Source organism: sulfur-oxidizing endosymbiont of Gigantopelta aegis (assembly GCF_016097415.1).
GTDB lineage: Bacteria > Pseudomonadota > Gammaproteobacteria > GRL18 > GRL18 > GRL18.
Genome location: NZ_JAEHGE010000001.1, coordinates 1,128,668 through 1,150,126 on the forward strand (window position 1 = coordinate 1,128,668; position 21,459 = coordinate 1,150,126).

Below are 21,459 nucleotides of genomic sequence, written 5' to 3' on the forward strand. Positions count from 1 at the left end.
ACGAAACGATTAACGTTTCCAAGAAGAATTTTTTTCTTCGTGAGCCATGTCTAAAACTTGAACTGCTTTTTCCATGAAATCATCTTTATAAGTCTCTAATGCATGACCAGCACCAGGATTAAAATAGTCATCAGGGTGCATACCATTTTCATTTTCATATTTGATGAATTTAGTTTGCATGTCGATTAGTTCTTTGATTAGTTCTGCTTTAGTGCTCATTTCATGTCTCCAAAGTACTGAATTATAGTCAGTGATAAGCTAAATTATGTGACATAATATATCTGAGAAAGCGCTAATATACTATATCTATAAAAGGGTAGTATCTAAATAGGGTAGCAGCTATCGAAAATAGTGCAAATGCGGTTTAATAACCACCTTTACGTTTACTTTCTGGTAAGCCTGAAATACGGCCACCTTGTTTGCTTGGATCTTGTGGAAACAGATTATACAAATCCTTAGAACCAATTTTTTCGTTCCATTTAGCGCCCATTTCTTTAATCAAGGCACGGGTATTAGGATTTTTTCCACCATTATTTAAGTACTGATCACGTAGGAAGTTAATTAAATCCCAGTGCTTATCCGTTAATTCGATATCTTCATCGGCTGCCATTTTCTTTGCAAGATCTTCACTCCAATCAGTGATATCAACCAGGTAACCGTTAGCGGTTGTTTCAATATCTTTACCATTAATAGTAATAGCCATTAAATCTGCTCCGTAAATTCTTTTATTAAAAAATAATAAATCTTATATTTATGTGATTAAATTGTTTAAATATCAATTGCTTGAAGAACAAATAACAATGTTATAAAAAACAATCATTAAAATTTGTAAATTAGTAATAATTTAAGTGGATAAATAATATAATTACTTACCCATAAAATACACCCCTCAAAAGAGATAGGATGGTGTTTATTTGCTCATTTAAACAAATTATTCGTCATTGACGGCAGTAATCCCTTTTTGCGGGATAAAAATACCACAACCATAACTATAATAATCGCCCACTCCATTTTCCTGTAAAATAATAGATTCTTCCGGTGATATATCAGCAATCATTAAACTTCGGGTTTTTATGTGACCGTTATTGCCTTTTAGATAGTGCGATTTACCACAGAGCATTTTTCTTGCGGTAATACCTAAAGCAAGGATTTGCTTGTGAACCTGATGCAAAAAAGCTTCTTCATCATCATCGGTATCAGGAATATGCACATGGCGGGCAACAATCGTCGTTATAGTGCTGAGTAACTGACGGTCGGAGACACCAAAGGTTAATTCATCCCCATCGATGGAAATTGTTTTCCCGCTTATTGCTTGTAAATCAAGTTCACGGCTTTTAGGAATACGTATTTTAAGGCGAGTTCTACGTGATAACTGTATCACCTCATCGGCAAAATCATCCGTTCGATTCCAGCCATTACCTGATTGAGGAATATAGATATGGTGGATTGCGGCTTGGGGTTCATCTATAAACCAGGGCAGTAATTCAGTAATTGCATTGGTTAACATCCAAGCGTGATCGAGCTTAATCTGTTTGCAGCTGAGCTTAAAAGAAAGATCAATTACATTGTCAGGAGCTATATAATCGTTCGGTTTATCTTCATCACTCCAAAACATGATATTATTCTCTTCGTTTTTATAAATAAAAATTTTAAATTCGCGAGCTACTATTAACAAGCAACTTATTTGCTATCGTTAGATATCAACTATCTTAGCCTAGGCTAAGATGCTAACTATAATAAGTGCTAACTATTTAAGCTACTAACGACTGTAAGTGCTAGGGGCTGGTAAATTTAGCTTCTAAATCGGATTCCCATTCATCAGGTGTATCTGGGTAGGGGGGCTTAATATCGATATCAAAAAACATCTCACCTTCTTTTGCTTTAACTTTAATTAATTTAATCAAATCAGCATAGGTCTCTAATTGATGGTTCTGAATTAAAACTTCACTTAATATTAACATAGAAAAATACTCAACTTTTAATTAGTTAGCAATAAATAGGATTAAAGCCCTTAAATTTCAAGTGTTTTAATGAATAAATTCTATATTAGAAGTGATTAATTGAGTTTAATTGATATTCATCAGTAATAGATTAGCGTTTACTGATGTATAATTTCCTTGCTAAAGATATTTTAGTGAGCAAATCTAAGATAAATATTGAAATAAAGCTAAAATAAATAGCTGAGATGCTTTGGAAATGCTGTGGCATCTATCACTAAAATATTCTTGAATTTGTTTCAAGTTGTTGATATACAAAAAGATTTAAAGTTGAAAAATTTGTGGTTTAGAATGAACTATCCCTTAGTGGATAGTGGTGGGGTGTCATACCTCCCAAAGGAAGGGTTTTATAGTTTATTATTAAGTCCTAAAATTCACTCCATTGTTTTTGTCCGCCTTGTCAAAAATTGATTTATCGTGTATCTTTGCAAGGCTAAAGTTTATGTTTTTTTAACCACGTTTATGTGTGACATTGTCTTAATGTTAACTCAGGTTTTAATGTCAACTAAGCTGGTTTAAAAACAAATGTTAAAATTTTTAAAAGATTACTAAACGATATTTTGTTAGTAGCACCAAATTTACCTAAGGGAGAAAACCGTGCCTAAAGTAACGATCTATGATACTCCGATGCTAGATGAGTTGGAAAATGGCGAATGGCCTAGCTTTATTACAGCGTTTAAACGCTTAAGAGATGACCATCCAAATGAGCGCATTAATTCAATGGTTGGCGGACTATTAGGCCAACTGGAACATTCCTACGAAACTCGTATGGGTTGGTGGAAAGGTGGAACAGTTTCTGTCTTCGGTTATGGCGGTGGTATTATTCCTCGTTTCTCTGAAGTGGCTGAACACTTCCCTGAGTCAAAAGAATTCCACACAGTACGTGTACAGCCACCTGCGGGCAACTTCTACACTGCTGACATCCTGAATCAATTAGCTGACGATTGGGAAGCTCACGGTTCTGGTTTGCAAACATTCCACGGTCAGACTGGTAACATCATGTTTATCGGTGCAACCACGGATGAAATGCAACCATTCTTTGACAAAGTTAACTCCTATGGTTGGGATTTAGGTGGTGCTGGACCTTGTGTTCGTACTGCAATGGCCTGTGTTGGTGCTGCTCGTTGTGAACATTCTTGTACTAACGAACACGGCATGATGCGTCACTTGGTTAACGAATTCCAAGATGACCTGCACAGACCTGCTCTACCTTACAAATTTAAAGTAAAAGTCTCTGGTTGTCCTAACGACTGTACCAATGCCATTGAACGTGCTGATATGGCCGTGATTGGTATTTGGCGTGATGAGATGAAAGTTGACCAAACAGAAGTGAAAGCATTTGTTGCTGACAAAGGCCGTGACTACGTTATTGATAATGTCACTGACCGTTGCCCTACCAATGCCATTAAACTGGCAGATGATGACACTTTAGTGGTTAACAACAAAGAATGTGTTCGTTGTATGCATTGTATCAATGTTATGACTAAAGCCTTAGCGCCTGGTGATGACAAGGGTGTGACCATCCTAATCGGTGGTAAGCGTACCCTGAAAATTGGTGACATGATGGGTACTGTTGTCGCACCTTTCTTGAAAGTAGACACCATGGAAGAAATCGAATATCTGGTTGAACTGACTGGTGAAATGATTGATTTCTTCGCAGAAAATGCTTTAGAGCATGAACGTACCGGTGAAATGATTGAGCGTATCGGCCTGGTTAACTACCTTGAAGGTATCGGTCTTGACTTAGATCCCAACATGGTTAGCGAACCTCGTCAGTGTTCATACGTACGTATGGATGGCTGGGACGAAGAAGTTAAAAAGTGGTATGACAAAAAAGCTGAAGCCGCAACTGCTTAAAGCTAAGTATCATTCAATGACTTTGTTCAACGTTGCTTGATGGTGGCGTTGAAAAGTTAATAAGTTAAGTATTTCAGGAGGGCATACCTCTTGAATATGAACAAGTTTGTTAGAATAGGAACTTAAAATGGCTGCAAAAAAACCTAAAATGCCTATCGAATCTGGCGCACCAGATGGATTCCAGTATATGCATCCAACAATGCGTAGAAACTTCGGATTGTGGAAATATCATGAAAGACCACGTCCAGGCGTACTAAAGCACGTTGCTCATAGTGGTGACGAAATCTACACGATTCGTGTTGGTACTGCGCGTATTCTTGATGTTTACACTTTACGTGAAATCACTCGCATCGCTAATGAATTAGGCGACGGATTTATCCGTTTCACTATTCGTTCTAACCTTGAATATATGGTTGATAGCGAAGCAAAAGTAGCTCCAATGATCGAAGCGATTGAAAAAGCGGGTCTGATTGTTGGTGGTACCGGTCCTACCATTACTTCTCCTTCCCACACTCAGGGTTGGATTCACTGTGATATCCCTGGTTCTGATGCATCCGGTGTTGTTAAGTCAATGATGGATGAATTGGTAACAGAATTTAAACGTGAAGAAATGCCTAACCGTGTTCATATCACGACTTCTTGTTGTCAGATTAACTGTGGTGGTCAAGGCGACATCGCGATTAACATTCAACATACTAAACCACCTAAAATTGCTCACGACTTAGTTGCTAATGCTTGTGAACGTCCAACAGTTGTTGCACGTTGCCCAGTTGCTGCGATTCGTCCCGCAATGGTTGATGGTAAGCCTACACTTGAAGTAGACGAGAAGAAATGTATCTGTTGTGGTGCCTGTTATCCTCCTTGTCCTCCAATGTTGATTAATGATGCGGTTCATACAACTCTAGCTATCTGGGTTGGTGGTAACCACTCAAATGCACGTGGCAAGCCTACGTTCCAGAAGTTAGTTGCTGCTGGCATTCCTAACAACCCACCACGCTGGCCTGAAGCCACTGCTTTAGTTAAGCGTATCTTGAAAGTCTACAAAGAAGACGGTAAAGATTGGGAACGTATGAATGATTGGATTGAAAGAATTGGTTGGTTCGGTTTCTTCGAAAAAACCGGTCTACCTTTCACAAAATTCCACATTGATGACTGGAGAGGCGCGCGTAACAGCTTAAACGCTTCTACACATATCAACTTCTAATTGATCGAGGTTCTAATATGTTATTGCCTTTGGCTAGTAGCGTATTAGAACTCAATAGGTAAATCTTTAATGAAATTTACATTATTAGTTAATGAAGGACCTTATCAGCATCAAGCATCGGATACCGCGTATCAGTTTGCTAAAGCTGCAATAGAAAAAGGTCATGAAATATATCGTGTGTTCTTTTATAACGATGGAGTCAATAACGCGACTCGTTTAGCAATCCCACCCCAGGATGACCGTAATGTAACGGAAAACTGGGCTGCTTTAGCTAAGGAACATGAATTGGATATGGTTGTTTGTATTGCTGCTGCACAGCGTCGAGGCATGATAGATGCTGACGAAGCTGGAAGACAAGGCAAAGATGCTGATAACATCCATCCTGCTTTTCGTATTTCTGGTTTAGGCCAGTTAGTCGAAGGTGGAATCCAGGCTGATCGTTTATTAACATTTGGTGATTAAGAGGAATAAATATGAGTGAGAGCATAAAGAAATTCATGTTTGTGAACACTAAAGCACCGTATGGTACCGTTTACGCATTAGAATCATTAGAAGTTGTTTTAATTAGTGCTGCGTTTGACCAAGCTGTTAGTCTTGTTTTTTGTGACGACGGCGTGTTTCAAATATCAAACAATCAAAACACAGAAGCTTCTGGCATGAAAAACTTTTCACCAGCGTATAAAGCACTGGGTGACTACGACATCAACAAAATATATGTTGAGACTGAGTCTTTAGAAGAACGTGGTTTAACTTTGGACAACATCATGGCGTTGACGTATGAAGACGAAGATGATGATTGGGCTGAAAAATCATCCATAATACCTATTACACGCGCTGAGCTTGCTGATCTGATGGACGAGCAAGACGTAGTAATTAGTTCATAAGGGGAGATGACACAATGGCAATGTTACACACTGTAAATAAATCACCTTTTGAACGCAATTCACTGAACTCGTGTTTATCTAAATCAAAAGAAGGTTCTACTATTCTTTTGATTGAAGATGCGGTTGTTGGTGCGTTAAAAGGTACTATTGTTGCGGATAAATTAACTGCTGCAGTAGCAAGCAAAAACGTATGTGTTCTAGGTTCAGATTTGAATACACGCGGTTTTACAGAAGCCGATATAATTGACGGAATTAAGATCGTTGATTACGCTGGTTTCGTTGATCTGGTAGCCGAGCACTCAAACGTGCAGTCTTGGCTGTAATTTTATAAAATTTTATATTGGAGTTTAAACAATGGCTACTATTTCTGTAGAAGGTAAAGACATCGAAGTTGATGAGGAAGGTTATCTGGTTGATCTGAGTCAGTGGTTCCCTGCAGTTGCTTCTGTAATGGCTGAAATTGATGAAGTTGAAATGGGTGATGATCACTGGGATATCATTAATTTCCTTCGCGAGTACTATGAAGAGTATCAAATTGCTCCAGCAGTACGCGTTTTAACTAAGGCTGTTGCTAAGAAATTAGGTAAGGAAAAAGGTAATTCTAAGTATCTTTATGAATTATTCCCTTACGGCCCTGGTAAACAAGCATGTAAATTTGCTGGTCTTCCTAAGCCAACAGGTTGTGTATAAGCACAATTCCTAAACTGATATCTGTTGCTTAATGCCTTCTTGCTCTAAAGTATTAAGGCATTAAGCAATAGATAATCATGTATAAGAACCTATTTTATTTATAGCACAGGTTCTTATACATTATATTAAAAATATTATTAATGGGTAGGTAATATGTCAGCGTTTTATGCGCTACTTTTTACAGTGGCTTTTCTTGTCCTAGTTATAGGACTGACGAAAAAAATTATTCAATATTCACGCGTGCCTGCACCGTTGAAAATACCCATTACACCAGCGCCTTTGACAAAAGGTGGTGTGGCTATTCGACTGGCTAAAGAAGCAATCTTATTTGCTGCCTTATTCCGCTCAAACAAATGGACATGGCTATTTGGCTGGATGTTCCATATGAGTTTGTTTGTGGTACTGATCATACACTTACGTTATTTCATACAAGATGTGCCTACATGGCTTGTCTTATTACAACCCATTGGCAAATATGCTGCTTTTACCATGTTTATTGGTTTAACAGGGCTATTGGTTCGTCGCTTATTCGTCGCTCGAATTAAGTATATTTCTGCGCCATCTGACTATCTATGGTTACTGATGCTGATGGTGATTGCGCTAACGGGTATCGTAATGCGCTTTGTTTCTCACACAGATATTGTTGCTGTGAAAGAATTTGCTTTAGGTTTGATTTATTTTAACTGGCAAACTCTGCCAAGCGATATTGTCTTATGGGTTCACCTGTTTTTAGTTGCACTGCTGATGATATTGTTACCTTTTAGTAAGTTATTACATATCCCTGGTTTGTTTTTTGCTCCAACACGTAATCAAGTTGATAACCCACGTGAAAAGAGACATATCGCACCATGGGCTGCAGAATTAGATGCAGAAAAAAATAAAGTTCAACCTAAATAAGAATTAAGTAATGGCTGCCATTCATAATGGATGGTCGTTATTTCTGAGAATTTTTTGAGGATTTAGACAAGTGGCAGACTTTGAAACTCCCGAGATAAGAGAATATCCAATCGTTCCCCTGATTAAAAAGGATGAAATGGCTGGTAATGGACCGTTCGTTTCACGAGCGGAATTTGATACCGATCTTGGCTATCCTGGCGAATTGCCAGAAGACTGGAAAGAAAAAACACTGGACAAAATGGGCGACTTATTAGGTAAGTATCGTTCACTTCAAGTGTTTATGGATTCGTGCATGAAATGTGGCGCATGTACTGATAAATGTCACTATTTTATTGGTACGGGTGATCCTAAAAACATGCCTGTTGCTCGTCAGGATCTGATGCGCAAAGTATATCGCCGTTATTTTACTTTTGCAGGTAAATATTTTCCTAAATTAGTCGGTGCAGTTGATTTAACCGAAGATGTACTGGATGAATGGTATAACTATTATCACCAGTGTTCTGAATGTCGTCGTTGTTCAGTATTCTGTCCTATGGGTATTGATACCGCTGAAGTCACCATGGCTGCTCGTGAAATACTGGCCAATGTCGGTAAGGCGCAAAAGTACTCAAACCAAATTATTCAGAAAGTCTTCAAAATTGGTAATAACCTGGGTTTGCCTGGCAAAGCACTTAAGGGCATTCTTGAAGATCTTGAAGAAGAAGTCGAAGAAGATACTGGCGTACCAGTGAAGTTTCACATGGATAAAGAGGGCGTTGATGCCTTATTAATGACCCCATCTGCTGATTTCTTTGCTGAGCCGCATATTGATGGTTTGATTGGCTATGGTAAAGTACTTCACGAACTGGGTATTACTTGGACTGTGAGCTCTGAAGCATCTGAAGCTGCCAACTTTGGTTTATTTATTGGTAGTTATGAAAATATTCAGCGCATTTCAATGCGTATTCGTGAAGCGGCTATTAAGTTAAAAGTTAAACGCATCATTTTTGGTGAGTGTGGACACGCATGGCGTGTTGGCTACAGCTTTCTCAATACGCTAGCAGGTCCTTTTGACTTCCTCGATCAGAATTATCCAATTCCACAACATATTCTTGAAGTCACATCAGGTGCCTTGGATGCGGGTAAGCTGCGCATGAATAAAGCAGAAAATGATCATTTAACCATGACTTTTCATGATTCATGTAATATTGCTCGTGCCTCGCGTATGGGCGATAAGCCGGGTGGTCAGTTTGATATTCCTCGTGCAGTGATTAAGGCTTCATGTAATAACTATGTCGATATGAATTCAGATACCATTAAAGACGCAACCTTTTGTTGTGGTGGCGGTGGTGGTTTGTTGACTGATGATTTAATGGAACTTCGTATTAAAGGTGCTCTTCCAAGAATGGAAGCGTATAAACAAGTAACAGAAGAAAGTGGCGTAACCAATGTGGCAGCAATTTGTGCCATTTGTAAGAGTCAGTTTACTAAAACATTACCTTATTTTGGCTTTGAAATGGATGCCATTATGAGTGTTCACCAACTAGTCAGTGAAGCAATTGTCATGACAGAAAGTGAACAGGAAAAAGATTTAGATGGTGAAGAAAAGCCAGAAACAGAGTCTGAAACTTAGGCTCTCGTTTTAAATTTTTAACGTATTTTAAGAATGAACATTGCAATATTAAATTGCACCAAACTTAGCTTGATAGGAGAACATTAATGTCAACTGCTGATACAGCTCCGAATGCAGAGAAACTAACCAACACACGTTACGAGGAAACTCGGTTAGATCATACGGGAACACAAGAGTGGGATGCCTGGACTGACAATATTTTTCAGGCTAGCTGGACACATAAATGTCCAACCTACATTAATAGAACACCACCTTGTCAGGGCAGTTGTCCTTCAGGCGAAGATATTCGCGGCTGGTTGGACATCATGCGCGGTATGGAAAAGCCAACTGATGAAAACATGACTCGTGATGAGTATGCTTTCAGACGTTCTACTGATGCTAACCCGTTCCCTTCAGTGATGGGGCGTGTTTGTCCAGCACCTTGTGAAGACGGTTGTAACCGTAATGAACTTGATGACAATGTTGGTATTAACTCTGTTGAGCAATACATTGGTGATTCTGCTAAAGACGCTGGTTATAAATTTAAAGTGGCTGACCAAGAAAGTGGTAAGAAAGTTGCCATCATTGGTGGCGGACCCGCTGGCCTAGCCGCAGCATACCAACTACGTCGTATTGGTCATGGTTGTACAGTGTTTGATGACCATGCTGAACTTGGCGGTATGATGATGTACGGTATTCCTGGCTATCGTGTACCACGTGATACGCTACATCACGAAATGAATCGTATTGTAGAAATGGGTGTTGAAGTTAAACTTAATACACGTATCGGTACTGATATCACTGTTGAACAACTTGAAAAAGATTATGATGCTATCCTTTGGGCAATCGGCTGTAAAGAAGGCCGTGGTCTACCCATTGATGGTTTTGATGAAGCACCGAACTGTATTAGTGGTGTTGCTTTTCTTGAAGCGTTTAACGATGGTCGGTTAAAAGTTTCATCTGAGAAAGTCGTCTGTATTGGTGGTGGTGATACCTCAATCGATGTGGCATCTGTTGCTCGTCGTTTAGGTAATATTACTAATATCGCAGAGAAAGATTTTGCAGAAAATGTTGTTTTGGGTCATACCGCTCATGATGTTGCTGATTCAGCGAAGAAAGATGGCGCAGAAGTGACTTTATTATCACGCTCTTCCATCGAAAATATGCCTGCGGCACAGCATGAAATTGACGATGCTTTACGTGAAGGTGTAACAATCACTGGCTGTGTTAGCCCTATTGCAGTTGTTAGAGACGAAAGTGGTCGTGCTACAGCCCTACGTGTTATCAAACTTGAAGCAGATGGTAAAACAGAGATTGAAGGTTCTGAATACGATATCGAAGCGACATTGATTGTTTCTGCGATTGGTCAAAAAGGTGACATGGCTGGTATCGAAGAGATGGATAATGGTCGCGGCTTCATTGATGGTGATGCACATTACCAAGTTAAAGGTAAGCCTGGTCACTTCCTTGCCGGTGATATCGTACGTCCTCACTTGCTAACAACTGCAATTGGTCAAGCATCTATTGCTGCTGAAACAATTCATCATTATTTTACTAATAAAGACGAAGACCTTAGAAAGCGTCCTAAAGTAGATAAACACACTTTCTCTTTAGAGAAAAAATTAGATGATACTGGTTTAGCTCCAGATGCCTCTCCAGTACATGGCCATGATAGTGTTCGTGGTTCTGATACTGAAAACTTTGCTATCCACAACTATGAAAACCGTTCTTCAAATGACATTATCAGTCATGATAAATTGTTTTTAGGCCACTTTGAATATGAGCCACGTCACGTACGTGACACAATTGATGTCGATTCAGAAGAAGTATTGGGTCACTTTGCAGAACGCCTAGTTGCTCTTACAGAAGAAGATGTCGTTGAAGAGTCCAAACGTTGTATGAGTTGTGGTATGTGTTTTGAGTGTGATAACTGTGTTATCTACTGTCCTCAAGATGCTGTTTTGAAAACACCTAAGGATCAATCTACCACTGGTCGTTATGTTTATACGGATTATGACAAGTGTATTGGTTGTCACATCTGTAAAGATGTTTGTCCAACAGGTTACATTGATATGGGATTAGGTGATTAATATCACCTTGTTCTTAAGCCGTAATCTTGAGTCAGTAAGTAGGAGAATAAATGTGTGGTTGCAACTAAATTTTAACTTTAGTTTTGACTCTTTTTTTCAAAAGAGTCTGCACAAATTGCCACTCGCAGTTGCGGGGCTGGCTTTAATTGCTAGCTTCAGTACTGTTAATGCCAATGAAGTTGAACAGGATGAACTGGGGCCGAAAATAACATTTCCGGAATTTGGTGACAAGAAATGCGTATTACCCGAAGAGGAAATGCGTCGCAGACATCCTGATCTACTTAAGCATGACAGAATTAATACTCTGCGCGAAGGTATTCGGGTTAAAGCGGATGGCAAAGCACTTGATGGCAGCCTGAAGCAATGTATAAATTGTCATGCTACCAAAGACGAAAATAACAAATATGTTCGTATCGATAACGATGAACATTTTTGTGCCTCTTGTCATAAATATGCAGCGGTGACAATTGATTGTTTCCAGTGCCATAGAGACATTCCAGAGGGCAGTGGTGATTTTCATGCACTGACCAATCATAAGGGTACTAACTATACTAATCTGGTACCAGGTACTTATAGTTTGACTGTTAAGGATGTGGCTAATATGGCCCCTGAGGTTCGTTCAGATGATAACTAATAACGAAAATAATAATAAAGATGATAATGCAGTCTCTTGTGAAAATGAGAATAAAGTAACATCATCTCGCCGGAATTTTATTTTCGGTACAGTTGCTGCAGCCGGAGCTACAATTGCTCCCGGAATGATGTTATATCAAACCGCCAATGCAGCCCGTTCACTGGATAAACCAGCATCATCAAATGTTCGTTGGGGTATGCTTGTTGATACCACCAAGGACGTTGACTGGAACAAATGTGTCGAAGCCTGTAATAAAGAACATGGCTTAGGTAATGAAACTGAATCTAGAGATGACCAAAAAACACAATATATTCGTGTTGTTGATGTAAAGAATAAAGGTACTGGCTATAGTATGTCCTTGCCGGTGATGTGTCAGCATTGCGAAAGTGCTCCCTGTGTTGATGTTTGTCCTACCGGCGCATCAATGAAGCGTGAAGATGGCATTGTTTTAGTTGATCGTCATCGTTGTATTGGTTGTCGTTATTGTATGATGGCTTGTCCCTATAAGGCTCGCTCTTTTGTACATGAAACATTAACAAATCAAGCTGAAAGTACGCCTCGCGGTAAAGGTTGTGTGGAATCTTGCAATATGTGTGTCAACCGTATTGATAAAGGACTACAACCTGCCTGTGTTGAAGCAAGTGATGGTGGGATTATTTTTGGTGACTTAAATGATGCTGAAAGCCCCATTTCTAAGATTCTTGCTAAGCAAGGCGGCAAGCAAATTCGTGCTGATCTTAAATTAAATACTGGCGTTTATTACCAGGGCATTTAATTTTAAATATCTTCCGGAATTCATTATTGGATCTTCCGGAAGTATTCATCGTATTAGTCTTAACCACTTAATACCTGGTGTAACGAGTAAAAAAAATGAAAAAATTACACTTTCTTGAAGTAGAAGGGAATACCAAAGGGTTTTATACCTTTCTTGGCATCTTTGGACTGGTTTCTTTAGTTGGCCTTCTTTCAGCCTACTATATGGAACATCATGGCCATTATGTTACCGGCATGAGTAATCAAGTCGTCTGGGGAACGCCTCATGTTTTTGCAATCTTTTTAATTGTTGCCGCTTCCGGGGCGTTAAATGTTGCATCCATTTCCTCTGTTTTTGCTAAGACTGCTTATAAGCCCCTAGCCCGTTTGTCGGGTATGCTTGCGATGGCATTATTGGCTGGTGGTCTAGTTGTTCTACTGCTTGATTTAGGACGTCCTGACCGATTAATCGTTGCGATGACTGAATTTAATTTCGTGTCTATTTTTACCTGGAATATCTTCTTGTATACCGGTTTTATGGGTATTGTTGGTATTTATTTATGGACGATGATGGACAGACCTTATAATAGTTTAACTAAGAAAGCAGGCATGGCCGCTTTTATCTGGCGTCTTATCCTAACCACTGGTACCGGCTCTATTTTTGGTTTCCTTGTCGCACGTGAAGCGTATGACTCAGCTTTATTAGCGCCAATGTTTATTGTTATGTCTTTCTCTTTCGGTTTGGCATTCTTCATGTTAGTGCTTATGGGTAGCTATAAGACAACAGAAAGAGAACTGGGTGATTATATTGTTAATCGTTTAAAGAACCTCTTAGGTGTATTTGTTGCTGCTGTTTTATATTTCGTCATTGTTTATCACACAACGAACTTATATTCGGCTGACCATAGAGATGTCACATTGTTTATTTTAAGTAATGGTGGTATTTATACTTTCTTATTCTGGGTTGTGCAAATTGTTTTAGGCTCTTTATTACCTTTAGTACTTTTATATGGACCAACAGGAAAAAATCGCACTATGATTGGCCTTGCTTCGGCACTGATTATTATTGGTGGTTTAGCTCAGCTTTATGTCATCATCGTCGGTGGTCAGGCTTACCCAATGCATTTATTCCCAGGCATGGAAGTGAGCAGCTCTTTTTATGATGGTGTTGTTGCTTCTTATTCACCTTCACTTCCTGAGTTTCTATTAGGCTTTGGTGGTGTTGGCATTACATTGCTTCTAGTGACCGTTGCTGTAGCGGCATTAAAATTCTTACCTGCTAGTCTGGCAGATGAAGTGGCTAATCCACATAGTAAATAAAGTCTTCTTTATTGCTTAATAAAAAAACCGGCTTATGCCGGTTTTTTTATGCGTATTGATTAAGTTTGCATGTTGCTATATTTGAGCTGACCTGATGTGTCAACACTTTTCCGGACAGTTTTCTAAATATTTTTTTGGCTGTTTCAAGTGATTTTTGTCATTTTGTATTTCCTATCATTTTAGTTTCTCATGTTAACTTTAAACAGATGAAGAGAAAGGGCTTTGCCCTCTGGAACGATAGAGCCGTTCCATTCACCCAAGGTATTTTCACAACGGTAATGATCCTGTTACAATATCTTCACGGCACAGGCTGAGGAGCCGATGGCCGTCAACGGTAATGGGCGGCATTTATGTCGCCTTTTACCCCTCTTCAATCAATCGATTTAAGCTATTTCCTGCTGTATTTCATAATCGACTGGTGACAAATAATCATTAGCCGAATGAAGTCGCTCCCGATTATAAAATACCTCAATATATTCAAATATTGCCTGCTTTGCTTCTACTCTGGTTTTGAATCGACAATGGTGCGTCAATTCAGTTTTCAAACTATGAAAGAAGCTCTCTGATACAGCATTGTCCCAGCAATTTCCTTTGCGGCTCATAGACTGAATTATGTTATGATCCGACAATATTTTTCTATGACTATCAGATGCATATTGGCTACCTCGGTCAGTATGCCAAAGCAATCCATCCATTGGTTTACGCTTCCATATGGCCATCAGTAAAGCATCATTGACTAGCTTGGCTTTCATTCGCTCATCCATCGACCAGCCAACAATTTGCCTAGAGAATAAGTCAATGACAACCGCTAAATATAACCAGCCTTCCTTGGTGGCAATATAGGTAATATCACCCACATAGTAGCGATCAGGTTGAGAGACAGTAAACTCTCTTTCCAGTAAATTTGGAGATATACGCTTATTATGCTTGGAATTAGTCGTCGCTTTAAAGCGTCTCTTCGTTTTACAAAACAAACCGGCTTTTTTCATTAATCGACCAATTCTCCGGCGGCTTATATGAACGCCTTTTTCAGCCAGTTTTCTTTTTAAGACGACGGGTTCCATAAGTCTTGCGACTGTCTTCAAACAGTTTTTTAGCTGCTCAGTAAGCGCTTCATTTTCTTTCTCTCTATCCGTTTTAGGAGAGCTAACCCAATCATAATAGCAACTACGGGAAACATCCATAAAACGGCACAGAATCGTTACCGGGTAATCTTTAGCCTGATCAGTTATCCATGCGTACTTCACAAAGTTTCCCTTGCAAAGTACGCTGTGGCCTTTTTAATAAATCACGCTCCTGAATCACTTTTGCCAATTCTTTTTCAGACGTTTTACTTCATCATAAATGTGTTCATCACTTCTATTGGCTACCGTCTTCACCGGTTTGGAATATTTACTGATCCAGGTATGTAGAGTATTAATGTGGCTATACTTAACCGGACACACAACTTAAAATAACTAAAAGATAAAAAGTGTGACCTAAAATGAATGATCAAACAAAAAAACCGAATAAAAGCTATACATCAGAATTTAAAGAATCAGCTGTCAAATTAGCTAATGAGACGGATCAACCCGTTTCTCAGACTGCCAGGGAGCTAGGTGTTAATGTAAATACTCTACATACCTGGATCAGTAAATATTCCAAACTAATGTGGCTATACTTAACCGGACACACAACTTAAAATAACTAAAAGATAAAAAGTGTGACCTAAAATGAATGATCAAACAAAAAACCGAATAAAAGCTATACATCAGAATTTAAAGAATCAGCTGTCAAATTAGCTAATGAGACGGATCAACCCGTTTCTCAGACTGCCAGGGAGCTAGGTGTTAATGTAAATACTCTACATACCTGGATCAGTAAATATTCCAAACCGGTGAAGACGGTAGCCAATAGAAGTGATGAACACATTTATGATGAAGTAAAACGTCTGAAAAAAGAATTGGCAAAAGTGATTCAGGAGCGTGATTTATTAAAAAGGCCACAGCGTACTTTGCAAGGGAAACTTTGTGAAGTACGCATGGATAACTGATCAGGCTAAAGATTACCCGGTAACGATTCTGTGCCGTTTTATGGATGTTTCCCGTAGTTGCTATTATTATGATTGGGTTAGCTCTCCTAAAACGGATAGAGAGAAAGAAAATGAAGCGCTTACTGAGCAGCTAAAAAACTGTTTGAAGACAGTCGCAAGACTTATGGAACCCGTCGTCTTAAAAGAAAACTGGCTGAAAAAGGCGTTCATATAAGCCGCCGGAGAATTGGTCGATTAATGAAAAAAGCCGGTTTGTTTTGTAAAACGAAGAGACGCTTTAAAGCGACGACTAATTCCAAGCATAATAAGCGTATATCTCCAAATTTACTGGAAAGAGAGTTTACTGTCTCTCAACCTGATCGCTACTATGTGGGTGATATTACCTATATTGCCACCAAGGAAGGCTGGTTATATTTAGCGGTTGTCATTGACTTATTCTCTAGGCAAATTGTTGGCTGGTCGATGGATGAGCGAATGAAAGCCAAGCTAGTCAATGATGCTTTACTGATGGCCATATGGAAGCGTAAACCAATGGATGGATTGCTTTGGCATACTGACCGAGGTAGCCAATATGCATCTGATAGTCATAGAAAAATATTGTCGGATCATAACATAATTCAGTCTATGAGCCGCAAAGGAAATTGCTGGGACAATGCTGTATCAGAGAGCTTCTTTCATAGTTTGAAAACTGAATTGACGCACCATTGTCGATTCAAAACCAGAGTAGAAGCAAAGCAGGCAATATTTGAATATATTGAGGTATTTTATAATCGGGAGCGACTTCATTCGGCTAATGATTATTTGTCACCAGTCGATTATGAAATACAGCAGGAAATAGCTTAAATCGATTGATTGAAGAGGGGTAAAGGCGACATAAATGCCGCCCATTACCGTTGACGGCCATCGGCTCCTCAGCCTGTGCCGTGAAGATATTGTAACAGGATCATTACCGTTGTGAAAATACCTTGGGTGAATGGAACGGCTCTATCGTTCCAGAGGGCAAAGCCCTTTCTCTTCATCTGTTTAAAGTTAACATGAGAAACTAAAATGATAGGAAATACAAAATGACAAAAATCACTTGAAACAGCCAAAAAATATTTAGAAAACTGTCCGGAAAAGTGTTGACACATCACAATGGCTTTATCTGACTACGCTGACTCAAGAGTTTATTATGTGCACTTTCAGCGTGGTTTCAAAAAGCGTGGCCGCCCTATAAATATTTATTGGACAGACTTTTTAAATGCTTTTATGCTATATTGTAGTTCCTGAATTAATGTGGCTATACTTAACCGGACACACAACTTAAAATAACTAAAAGATAAAAAGTGTGACCTAAAATGAATGATCAAACAAAAAACCGAATAAAAGCTATACATCAGAATTTAAAGAATCAGCTGTCAAATTAGCTAATGAGACGGATCAACCCGTTTCTCAGACTGCCAGGGAGCTAGGTGTTAATGTAAATACTCTACATACCTGGATCAGTAAATATTCCAAACCGGTGAAGACGGTAGCCAATAGAAGTGATGAACACATTTATGATGAAGTAAAACGTCTGAAAAAAGAATGGCAAAAGTGATTCAGGAGCGTGATTTATTAAAAAGGCCACAGCGTACTTTGCAAGGGAAACTTTGTGAAGTACGCATGGATAACTGATCAGGCTAAAGATTACCCGGTAACGATTCTGTGCCGTTTTATGGATGTTTCCCGTAGTTGCTATTATGATTGGGTTAGCTCTCCTAAAACGGATAGAGAGAAAGAAAATGAAGCGCTTACTGAGCAGCTAAAAAACTGTTTGAAGACAGTCGCAAGACTTATGGAACCCGTCGTCTTAAAAGAAAACTGGCTGAAAAAGGCGTTCATATAAGCCGCCGGAGAATTGGTCGATTAATGAAAAAAGCCGGTTTGTTTTGTAAAACGAAGAGACGCTTTAAAGCGACGACTAATTCCAAGCATAATAAGCGTATATCTCCAAATTTACTGGAAAGAGAGTTTACTGTCTCTCAACCTGATCGCTACTATGTGGGTGATATTACCTATATTGCCACCAAGGAAGGCTGGTTATATTTAGCGGTTGTCATTGACTTATTCTCTAGGCAAATTGTTGGCTGGTCGATGGATGAGCGAATGAAAGCCAAGCTAGTCAATGATGCTTTACTGATGGCCATATGGAAGCGTAAACCAATGGATGGATTGCTTTGGCATACTGACCGAGGTAGCCAATATGCCTCTGATAGTCATAGAAAAATATTGTCGGATCATAACATAATTCAGTCTATGAGCCGCAAAGGAAATTGCTGGGACAATGCTGTATCAGAGAGCTTCTTTCATAGTTTGAAAACTGAATTGACGCACCATTGTCGATTCAAAACCAGAGTAGAAGCAAAGCAGGCAATATTTGAATATATTGAGGTATTTTATAATCGGGAGCGACTTCATTCGGCTAATGATTATTTGTCACCAGTCGATTATGAAATACAGCAGGAAATAGCTTAAATCGATTGATTGAAGAGGGGTAAAAGGCGACATAAATGCCGCCCATTACCGTTGACGGCCATCGACTCCTCAGCCTGTGCCGTGAAGATATTGTAACAGGATCATTACCGTTGTGAAAATACCTTGGGTGAATGGAACGGCTCTATCGTTCCAGAGGGCAAAGCCCTTTCTCTTCATCTGTTTAAAGTTAACATGAGAAACTAAAATGATAGGAAATACAAAATGACAAAAATCACTTGAAACAGCCAAAAAATATTTAGAAAACTGTCCGGAAAAGTGTTGACACATCAAACCGGTGAAGACGGTAGCCAATAGAAGTGATGAACACATTTATGATGAAGTAAAACGTCTGAAAAAAGAATTGGCAAAAGTGATTCAGGAGCGTGATTTATTAAAAAGGCCACAGCGTACTTTGCAAGGGAAACTTTGTGAAGTACGCATGGATAACTGATCAGGCTAAAGATTACCCGGTAACGATTCTGTGCCGTTTTATGGATGTTTCCGTAGTTGCTATTATGATTGGGTTAGCTCTCCTAAAACGGATAGAGAGAAAGAAAATGAAGCGCTTACTGAGCAGCTAAAAAACTGTTTGAAGACAGTCGCAAGACTTATGGAACCCGTCGTCTTAAAAAGAAAACTGGCTGAAAAAGGCGTTCATATAAGCCGCCGGAGAATTGGTCGATTAATGAAAAAAGCCGGTTTGTTTTGTAAAACGAAGAGACGCTTTAAAGCGACGACTAATTCCAAGCATAATAAGCGTATATCTCCAAATTTACTGGAAAGAGAGTTTACTGTCTCTCAACCTGATCGCTACTATGTGGGTGATATTACCTATATTGCCACCAAGGAAGGCTGGTTATATTTAGCGGTTGTCATTGACTTATTCTCTAGGCAAATTGTTGGCTGGTCGATGGATGAGCGAATGAAAGCCAAGCTAGTCAATGATGCTTTACTGATGGCCATATGGAAGCGTAAACCAATGGATGGATTGCTTTGGCATACTGACCGAGGTAGCCAATATGCCTCTGATAGTCATAGAAAAATATTGTCGGATCATAACATAATTCAGTCTATGAGCCGCAAAGGAAATTGCTGGGACAATGCTGTATCAGAGAGCTTCTTTCATAGTTTGAAAACTGAATTGACGCACCATTGTCGATTCAAAACCAGAGTAGAAGCAAAGCAGGCAATATTTGAATATATTGAGGTATTTTATAATCGGGAGCGACTTCATTCGGCTAATGATTATTTGTCACCAGTCGATTATGAAATACAGCAGGAAATAGCTTAAATCGATTGATTGAAGAGGGGTAAAAGGCGACATAAATGCCGCCCATTACCGTTGACGGCCATCGGCTCCTCAGCCTGTGCCGTGAAGATATTGTAACAGGATCATTACCGTTGTGAAAATACCTTGGGTGAATGGAACGGCTCTATCGTTCCAGAGGGCAAAGCCCTTTCTCTTCATCTGTTTAAAGTTAACATGAGAAACTAAAATGATAGGAAATACAAAATGACAAAAATCACTTGAAACAGCCAAAAAATATTTAGAAAACTGTCCGGAAAAGTGTTGACACATCATATTTACATTAACACCTAGCTCCCTGGCAGTCTGAGAAACGGGGTTGATCCGTCTCATTAGCTAATTTGACAGCTGATTCTTTAAATTCTGATGTATAGCTTTTATTCGGTTTTTTTGTTTGATCATTCATTTTAGGTCACACTTTTTATCTTTTAGTTATTTTAAGTTGTGTGTCCGGTTAAGTATAGCCACATTAACCCTTTGAATTTACCCCTAAGTATCAGCCCACATTTGTACCAGCTTGATATAGCTCACATCGACCCCTTGTGTTTCTTCCGCTTTGGGATTTTCTTTGAGCATTTTCTCTCTGGCTTTCCATAGTTCATAGAGCACTTCACGTTTATTTGTATCCTGAATCATACTTTGTGCCCAGGTAACGCAAACCAAGCGCTCACCAGCCGTTACTTCTTCGACATAGTGCCAACTCGTGGAAGGGTAGACAATGGCGCTACCGGCTTTGAGTTTTGCCTTGTGTTTACCATATTGTGTTTCAATAACTAACTCGCCGCCTTCATAGTCTTCGGGTTCATTTAAAAAATGGTCGTAGACACATCGGTACGATACATATTGGGCATTTGTCCCATGATAGGATTGTCAATATGGCCACCATAGCCCATACCTTTACGGTAGCGAGCTAAAAAGGCGAGCCAATGCGTTTCATCATGACTGCGGCTTTATAGGTTTCATTGTTGATTAGGCTGCCCATTAAAATATTGTTTAATGATTGCATTTGTGGAGAATTATCTTGAATTAATTCTTCATTATTTTTAACTGTCTGTGCGACATCACCGGCAGATATTTTTCCATCAATAAAATTGGCTTGTTTAAGAACGCCCTGAATTGATTTGAGCTGTTGTGGATGAATAACATCTGGAATTTTGATGTGTCCTTTCATTCGCTCATCCATCGACCAGCCAACAATTTGCCTAGAGAATAAGTCAATGACAACCGCTAAATATAACCAGCCTTCCTTGGTGGCAATATAGGTAATATCACCCACATAGTAGCGATCAGGTTGAGAGACAGTAAACTCTCTTTCCAGTAAATTTGGAGATATACGCTTATTATGCTTGGAATTAGTCGTCGCTTTAAAGCGTCTCTTCGTTTTACAAAACAAACCGGCTTTTTTCATTAATCGACCAATTCTCCGGCGGCTTATATGAACGCCTTTTTCAGCCAGTTTTCTTTTAAGACGACGGGTTCCATAAGTCTTGCGACTGTCTTCAAACAGTTTTTTAGCTGCTCAGTAAGCGCTTCATTTTCTTTCTCTCTATCCGTTTTAGGAGAGCTAACCCAATCATAATAGCAACTACGGGAAACATCCATAAAACGGCACAGAATCGTTACCGGGTAATCTTTAGCCTGATCAGTTATCCATGCGTACTTCACGCCACATTAATGAGCATTACACCTTTATTTTTAAAAACCGTTC

Annotated in this window: 23 protein-coding genes and 5 pseudogenes; 17 read left to right on the forward strand and 11 right to left on the reverse strand. The window is 39.2% G+C overall.

Going from position 1 to position 21,459, the window contains the following annotated elements; all coding sequences use genetic code 11:
- Positions 1 to 9: 9 nt before the first annotated feature.
- The 4 genes from JEU79_RS05815 to JEU79_RS05830 form a co-directional block, all read right to left on the reverse strand.
- Positions 10 to 219, reverse strand: a complete 210-nt coding sequence (locus JEU79_RS05815) for a hypothetical protein (protein WP_198263348.1) — start codon at positions 217 to 219, stop codon at positions 10 to 12.
- A gap of 145 nt (positions 220 to 364) precedes the next feature.
- The gene (locus JEU79_RS05820; RefSeq protein ID WP_198263349.1) at positions 365 to 703 is read right to left on the reverse strand and encodes a TusE/DsrC/DsvC family sulfur relay protein; all 339 of its coding nucleotides are present in this window, start codon (positions 701 to 703) and stop codon (positions 365 to 367) included.
- A 228-nt stretch (positions 704 to 931) separates the two neighbouring features.
- Positions 932 to 1,675 carry a type I-MYXAN CRISPR-associated protein Cas6/Cmx6 gene (cas6, locus tag JEU79_RS05825; RefSeq protein ID WP_214660510.1) on the reverse strand — a complete coding sequence of 248 codons (744 nt, stop codon included), beginning with the start codon at positions 1,673 to 1,675 and terminating at the stop codon, positions 932 to 934.
- 100 nt (positions 1,676 to 1,775) lie between these two features.
- On the reverse strand, positions 1,776 to 1,961 hold the full coding sequence (locus JEU79_RS05830; RefSeq protein WP_198263351.1) for a sulfur relay protein DsrC: 186 nt from the start codon (positions 1,959 to 1,961) through the stop codon (positions 1,776 to 1,778).
- A gap of 663 nt (positions 1,962 to 2,624) precedes the next feature.
- On the opposite strand from JEU79_RS05830, the gene dsrA reads away from it, so the two are divergent.
- The 12 genes from dsrA to nrfD all read left to right on the forward strand — a co-directional run bounded on the left by dsrA (position 2,625) and on the right by nrfD (position 13,917).
- Positions 2,625 to 3,854 carry a dissimilatory-type sulfite reductase subunit alpha gene (gene dsrA / locus JEU79_RS05835; protein WP_198265879.1) on the forward strand — a complete coding sequence of 410 codons (1,230 nt, stop codon included), beginning with the start codon at positions 2,625 to 2,627 and terminating at the stop codon, positions 3,852 to 3,854.
- 127 nt (positions 3,855 to 3,981) lie between these two features.
- Positions 3,982 to 5,058: a dissimilatory-type sulfite reductase subunit beta gene (gene dsrB, locus JEU79_RS05840; RefSeq protein WP_198263352.1), complete on the forward strand. Its 1,077-nt coding sequence runs from the start codon at positions 3,982 to 3,984 to the stop codon at positions 5,056 to 5,058.
- Between the two features lie 69 nt (positions 5,059 to 5,127).
- Entirely contained in the window at positions 5,128 to 5,520 is a 393-nt protein-coding gene (gene tusD / locus JEU79_RS05845; protein ID WP_198263353.1) for a sulfurtransferase complex subunit TusD, read from the forward strand.
- An 11-nt stretch (positions 5,521 to 5,531) separates the two neighbouring features.
- On the forward strand, positions 5,532 to 5,942 hold the full coding sequence (gene tusC, locus JEU79_RS05850; protein ID WP_198263354.1) for a sulfurtransferase complex subunit TusC: 411 nt from the start codon (positions 5,532 to 5,534) through the stop codon (positions 5,940 to 5,942).
- Between the two features lie 14 nt (positions 5,943 to 5,956).
- Complete coding sequence (tusB, locus tag JEU79_RS05855) at positions 5,957 to 6,265, forward strand: sulfurtransferase complex subunit TusB (RefSeq protein ID WP_198263355.1); 309 nt, start codon at positions 5,957 to 5,959, stop codon at positions 6,263 to 6,265.
- A gap of 31 nt (positions 6,266 to 6,296) precedes the next feature.
- Positions 6,297 to 6,632: a TusE/DsrC/DsvC family sulfur relay protein gene (locus JEU79_RS05860; RefSeq protein ID WP_198263356.1), complete on the forward strand. Its 336-nt coding sequence runs from the start codon at positions 6,297 to 6,299 to the stop codon at positions 6,630 to 6,632.
- Between the two features lie 153 nt (positions 6,633 to 6,785).
- Complete coding sequence (locus tag JEU79_RS05865) at positions 6,786 to 7,529, forward strand: respiratory nitrate reductase subunit gamma (RefSeq protein WP_198263357.1); 744 nt, start codon at positions 6,786 to 6,788, stop codon at positions 7,527 to 7,529.
- Positions 7,530 to 7,599: 70 nt separating this feature from the next.
- The gene (gene dsrK, locus JEU79_RS05870) at positions 7,600 to 9,141 is read left to right on the forward strand and encodes a sulfate reduction electron transfer complex DsrMKJOP subunit DsrK (protein ID WP_246540032.1); all 1,542 of its coding nucleotides are present in this window, start codon (positions 7,600 to 7,602) and stop codon (positions 9,139 to 9,141) included.
- A gap of 86 nt (positions 9,142 to 9,227) precedes the next feature.
- Positions 9,228 to 11,210 (forward strand): NAD(P)-binding protein, encoded by a 1,983-nt coding sequence (locus JEU79_RS05875; RefSeq protein WP_198263358.1) that lies wholly within the window; start codon positions 9,228 to 9,230, stop codon positions 11,208 to 11,210.
- Between the two features lie 115 nt (positions 11,211 to 11,325).
- Positions 11,326 to 11,844, forward strand: a complete 519-nt coding sequence (locus JEU79_RS05880) for a hypothetical protein (protein ID WP_198263359.1) — start codon at positions 11,326 to 11,328, stop codon at positions 11,842 to 11,844.
- Positions 11,834 to 12,619 carry a sulfate reduction electron transfer complex DsrMKJOP subunit DsrO gene (gene dsrO / locus JEU79_RS05885; RefSeq protein ID WP_198263360.1) on the forward strand — a complete coding sequence of 262 codons (786 nt, stop codon included), beginning with the start codon at positions 11,834 to 11,836 and terminating at the stop codon, positions 12,617 to 12,619. Before JEU79_RS05880 ends, dsrO begins: the two co-directional genes overlap by 11 nt.
- A 95-nt stretch (positions 12,620 to 12,714) precedes the next feature.
- A complete protein-coding gene (gene nrfD, locus JEU79_RS05890; RefSeq protein WP_198263361.1) occupies positions 12,715 to 13,917 on the forward strand; it encodes an NrfD/PsrC family molybdoenzyme membrane anchor subunit in 1,203 nt (400 codons plus the stop codon).
- 383 nt (positions 13,918 to 14,300) lie between these two features.
- Here nrfD and JEU79_RS05895 read toward each other — a convergent pair whose 3' ends face one another.
- The gene (locus JEU79_RS05895; RefSeq protein ID WP_198263029.1) at positions 14,301 to 15,164 is read right to left on the reverse strand and encodes an IS3 family transposase; all 864 of its coding nucleotides are present in this window, start codon (positions 15,162 to 15,164) and stop codon (positions 14,301 to 14,303) included.
- A gap of 54 nt (positions 15,165 to 15,218) precedes the next feature.
- Complete coding sequence (locus JEU79_RS05900; RefSeq protein ID WP_198263362.1) at positions 15,219 to 15,362, reverse strand: hypothetical protein; 144 nt, start codon at positions 15,360 to 15,362, stop codon at positions 15,219 to 15,221.
- Positions 15,363 to 15,400: 38 nt separating this feature from the next.
- On the opposite strand from JEU79_RS05900, the pseudogene JEU79_RS05905 reads away from it, so the two are divergent.
- From JEU79_RS05905 to JEU79_RS05935, 5 genes and pseudogenes are all read left to right on the forward strand, one after another.
- Positions 15,401 to 15,562 (forward strand): annotated as a pseudogene (locus JEU79_RS05905) (transposase); the annotation flags it as partial.
- Between the two features lie 78 nt (positions 15,563 to 15,640).
- Positions 15,641 to 16,792 (forward strand): annotated as a pseudogene (locus JEU79_RS05910) (IS3 family transposase); the annotation flags it as partial.
- A 505-nt stretch (positions 16,793 to 17,297) separates the two neighbouring features.
- A pseudogene (locus JEU79_RS28365) lies at positions 17,298 to 18,445 on the forward strand (IS3 family transposase); the annotation flags it as partial.
- Between the two features lie 295 nt (positions 18,446 to 18,740).
- Positions 18,741 to 18,896, forward strand: a complete 156-nt coding sequence (locus JEU79_RS05930) for a hypothetical protein (protein ID WP_198263364.1) — start codon at positions 18,741 to 18,743, stop codon at positions 18,894 to 18,896.
- 30 nt (positions 18,897 to 18,926) lie between these two features.
- Positions 18,927 to 19,736, forward strand: coding sequence for an IS3 family transposase (locus JEU79_RS05935; RefSeq protein WP_198263365.1), 810 nt, complete (start codon positions 18,927 to 18,929; stop codon positions 19,734 to 19,736).
- A 69-nt stretch (positions 19,737 to 19,805) separates the two neighbouring features.
- Here the strand turns inward: JEU79_RS05935 and JEU79_RS05940 are convergent, their stop codons facing one another.
- The 5 genes and pseudogenes from JEU79_RS05940 to JEU79_RS28375 all read right to left on the reverse strand — a co-directional run.
- On the reverse strand, positions 19,806 to 20,084 hold the full coding sequence (locus JEU79_RS05940; RefSeq protein WP_198263366.1) for a hypothetical protein: 279 nt from the start codon (positions 20,082 to 20,084) through the stop codon (positions 19,806 to 19,808).
- Positions 20,035 to 20,157 (reverse strand): hypothetical protein, encoded by a 123-nt coding sequence (locus JEU79_RS27360; protein ID WP_281400838.1) that lies wholly within the window; start codon positions 20,155 to 20,157, stop codon positions 20,035 to 20,037. The genes JEU79_RS05940 and JEU79_RS27360 overlap by 50 nt, the downstream gene beginning before the upstream one ends.
- 83 nt (positions 20,158 to 20,240) lie before the next feature.
- Positions 20,241 to 20,387: a 2OG-Fe(II) oxygenase family protein gene (locus JEU79_RS26075; RefSeq protein WP_246540033.1), complete on the reverse strand. Its 147-nt coding sequence runs from the start codon at positions 20,385 to 20,387 to the stop codon at positions 20,241 to 20,243.
- 66 nt (positions 20,388 to 20,453) lie between these two features.
- Positions 20,454 to 20,522 (reverse strand): annotated as a pseudogene (locus tag JEU79_RS28370) (PKHD-type hydroxylase); the annotation flags it as partial.
- 385 nt (positions 20,523 to 20,907) lie between these two features.
- A pseudogene (locus JEU79_RS28375) lies at positions 20,908 to 21,416 on the reverse strand (IS3 family transposase); the annotation flags it as partial.
- Positions 21,417 to 21,459: the final 43 nt, after the last annotated feature.